Consider the following 3,422-nt stretch of genomic DNA (forward strand, 5'->3'; position numbering starts at 1 on the left):
CCGGATCGGGTTCCGATGGCGACGAGGCGTTCGACAACAGATTCCTCTCCCGCAGCGAAGCACGACAGGCCATGGCAAACGACAACGATTCCGAATCGCCCTGGGCCAACGCGCGCATCCGCACGCCCGAGCAGGCACGCAAGCAACAAGGTCCGCGACGGGCGGCACCGGTTTCGCCGCGCCGCGCGGAAGACTCCCGGCAAACGAACCATCAGACTCCCACTCAGGGGGCGGGCGAATTCACGGACGCGATTCATCCGTCGCACGCCAACGCACGCGAATCGCGACTTTATGGACTCAACGCCTGCCTCGCCGCGTTCGCGAAGCGGCCGGACAGCCTGCGCAAGGTCTATCTGACCGAGGCGCGCATTCCCGCGCTGAAGAATGTCCTGGCGTGGTGCGTGAAGAACCGGCTCGGTTACCGCGTGGTCGAGGAATCCGATCTCGACAAACTGACCAGTTCGCGCCATCACGAAGGCGTGTGCTTCGACATGCTGCGCGCGGCGCCGCTGGAACTCGACGCGTTGCTCGCGAATGTTCCGAAGGCGCCGGCGCGTTCGCTGCTGCTCTGGCTGGACGGCGTCGGCAATCCGCACAATGTCGGTGCGTTGCTGCGCACTGCAGCGCACTTCGGCGTCCACGGTGTGATTTCGCCACAGGGATTCGACGTGTCGGGAGCCGCGGCGCGCGTGGCGGAAGGCGCGGCGGAGATCGTGCCGTTCGTGCAGGCACGTTCCGCGGTCGACGCGCTGGCTGCGCTGCGCATGCACGGCTACGCACTGGCCGCGACGATGCCGCGAGCATCGGTTCCGCTCTATGCGACGGCTCTGCCGGAGCGTCTGGTGCTGGTGTTCGGAGCGGAAGGGGAGGGGATGAGCGAGGCGATGGTTGCCGCCGCAGACCTGCGCCTGATGATCCCGGGCAGCGGCACCATCGAAAGCCTGAATGTCGCGGCGAGCGTCGCCGTGGTGCTGGGCGAATTCTGGCGGCAGCACGCGCGCGACGCATAGGCTCGCAAGCGCCGTCACCGAAGCGGAAGCACTTTCCGCTTCATCCCCGCTCGTCCTGCTGATCAACGATGACGCGCCGCGCCGAACGGCGCATCGCGGATCAGTGGCCGTCGGCCGCCCACTCGCCGGGCTTCGAGCCGAAGTTGCCATGCGCCTGCGCTGCGAGATACGCAGTCACCGCATACGCCGCGACGTTCTGGCGGAGTTGTTCCGGGTCGATCTTGTCGAGCGTGTCGTTGGCGGTGTGATGCCAGTCGAAGTAGCGCGTCGCGTCCTGTTCCAGCGAAATCGCCGCCATGCCGACCGCATGGATTGCCGACAGATCCGAGCCGCCGCTCGCTTTTGCGGTTGGGTCGTATTCGATGCCAAGCGGTTTCAGCACATCGGCGATTTGTCCGATTGCCGCACGTGCTTCCGGTTTCACGCTGGCGGTGATTTTCCAGATGCGGTCGGCGCCCTCGTCCGATTCGCTGCCGAGTACGGCTTTGGAGATCGACTTCGCGTTGGCCTCCGCCATCGCGATGCCCCCGTACAAACCGGCTTCCTCGTTGGCGAATGCGACCACGCGGATGCTGCGCGCCGGACGCTTCGGCAACTGTGCGATCAGGTGCGCGGCGCCAACCGAGATGCCGATGCCGGACGCGTCATCGATCGCGCCGGTGCCCGGATCCCACGAATCCAGATGCCCGCCCATCAGGAAATACTCGTCGGGTGTCTTCGATCCCCGCAGTTCTGCAATCACGTTGGCGCCAGTGAATTCGCCTTCGATTCCACAGTCGAGTGCAAGCTTGATGGTCACCGCTCCGCGCTTGAGCAGCCGTTCGATCTGGTCCGCGTCGGGGCTCGAGAGCGCAGCCGCAGGAATCGGCGCGACGCCGTCCGCGAACCGCGTGACGCCGGTGTGCGGCAGGCGATTCGTATCGGTGCCGGCCGAGCGCAGCAGGAACGCCGCGGCGCCCTTCTGCGACGCGAGCGACGGGCCGCGCGTGCGCACGGTCGATCCCACTCCGTAGTCATGCCCATCCTTGTACGCCTGCATGCGGGCGCCGACGTACACAATCTTTCCGCGAATGCCTGCGGCATCGGCGGCTTTCAATGCATCGAACGAATCGAATGCAATGATCTCTGCGCTGATGCCTCCAGCGGGCGTGCCAGGTGAGTGCCCGAGCGCGAGGAGCGTGAGAGGCTGCGACACCGGCGTGACGATTTCTGCGTGCTCGCCACGGCGCACCCACTTCGGGTAGGTCACCGGCTCGCTCCACACCTTGTCGAATCCGAGCGCCTTGAACTTTGCGATCACCCACTCGCGCGCTTTCGAATCGTTCGGTCCGCCTGCGAGGCGTGCACCGACCTCGGTGGTCAGCCCTTCGGTGAAGTCGAACGCGGTGTCATCGTGCAGCGCCTTGTCACGCAGCTGCTGCGCAATCGCGATATCGGCGGCATCGATCATGGTCGGCTTGCCCGCGGCCATTACGGCCGGACAGGCGACGAACAGGAGCAACGCAAGCGGAATCGTTCGAAGCATGGCGGTGGTCTTTCCATCGAAGGGAAGCCGCCATTATGCGCGTCGCCTTCGGGCGCCGTTTGAGCCAAAGGTCATGCGCTGCGATAGAGCCAATACAAACACGGCTGCGCGTGGACATCGTTGTGCCCGAACCGGCGGGCCTGCGATGGCCGGCCGGTCGGTGTATCTCACCTGTTCTTCAGAAGGTCGCGGATTTCGGTCAGCAGCACGACGTCGGCCGCGGGCGGAGCAGGCGCGGCTTCCTGCTTCCTGATCAGGCGATTGACGAGCTTCACGACCAGGAAAATCGCGAACGCGATGATCGCGAACTGGATCAGCGTGTTGAAGAACGCGCCGTATTGCAGCGCGACTTCGCCCTTGCCGTCCGGGCCCGCCGCTTTCATCACCCACTTGTAGCTGGAGAAGTCGACGCCGCCGATCACCATGCCGATGGGCGGCATGATCACTTGCTCGACCAGCGAGGTGACGATCTTTCCGAATGCCGCGCCGATGACGACACCGACGGCCAGATCGATGACGTTTCCGCGCATCACGAACGACTTGAACTCGGAAACCATGCTCATTCAATTCTCCAGGAGTTGCCTTGTGAGTGCCTGCCACCGCGTGACGGGCGAACTCTAACCGATGCGTCGCGTCGATTCGTCAAACAATGTGACCGTCGAGCGTCGCGAAGTTGCCCAGTTGCGCGCGGAATCGATCGCCGCGCTGGAGTGCCGCGACCCCCGCGGGGGTGCCGGTGAAGATCAGATCGCCGGCCTTGAGTTCCCACAGTCGCGACAGCTCGTGAATGATCGCATCGACCGGAAAGATCATCTCGGCGATATCGGACTGCTGGCGCACTTCCCCGTTGACCGCGAGCGACATCGACGCGTGCCGCGGATGGCCGA

At 64.8% G+C, this 3,422-nt stretch carries 4 protein-coding genes; 1 reads left to right on the forward strand and 3 read right to left on the reverse strand.

The genetic code is table 11. The features are described from left to right. Positions 1-1,010 (forward strand): TrmH family RNA methyltransferase (locus tag ABIV12_RS03730; protein WP_348056367.1); only part of this gene is annotated, 1,010 nt, incomplete at its 5' end. A 100-nt stretch (positions 1,011-1,110) separates the two neighbouring features. Here the strand turns inward: ABIV12_RS03730 and ABIV12_RS03735 are convergent. The 3 genes from ABIV12_RS03735 to ABIV12_RS03745 all read right to left on the reverse strand — a co-directional run. Then, entirely contained in the window at positions 1,111-2,481 is a 1,371-nt protein-coding gene (locus ABIV12_RS03735) for a M28 family peptidase (RefSeq protein WP_348056373.1), read from the reverse strand. A 221-nt stretch (positions 2,482-2,702) separates the two neighbouring features. Continuing rightward, a complete protein-coding gene (mscL, locus tag ABIV12_RS03740; protein ID WP_348056369.1) occupies positions 2,703-3,098 on the reverse strand; it encodes a large-conductance mechanosensitive channel protein MscL in 396 nt (131 codons plus the stop codon). Between the two features lie 79 nt (positions 3,099-3,177). Further along, a partial coding sequence (locus tag ABIV12_RS03745; RefSeq protein WP_348056371.1) for a fumarylacetoacetate hydrolase family protein occupies positions 3,178-3,422 on the reverse strand: 245 nt, incomplete at its 5' end.

The organism is Dokdonella sp. (assembly GCF_039926425.1).
Taxonomy (GTDB): domain Bacteria; phylum Pseudomonadota; class Gammaproteobacteria; order Xanthomonadales; family Rhodanobacteraceae; genus Dokdonella_A.

What these genes read in the sequence shown, in the direction of transcription:
- mscL (WP_348056369.1), bottom strand. Translation starts at nt 3,098, where the DNA reads ATGAGCATGGTTTCCGAGTTCAAGTCGTTCGTGATGCGCGGAAACGTC.
- ABIV12_RS03735 (WP_348056373.1), bottom strand. Translation starts at nt 2,481, where the DNA reads ATGGCCGCGGGCAAGCCGACCATGATCGATGCCGCCGATATCGCGATT.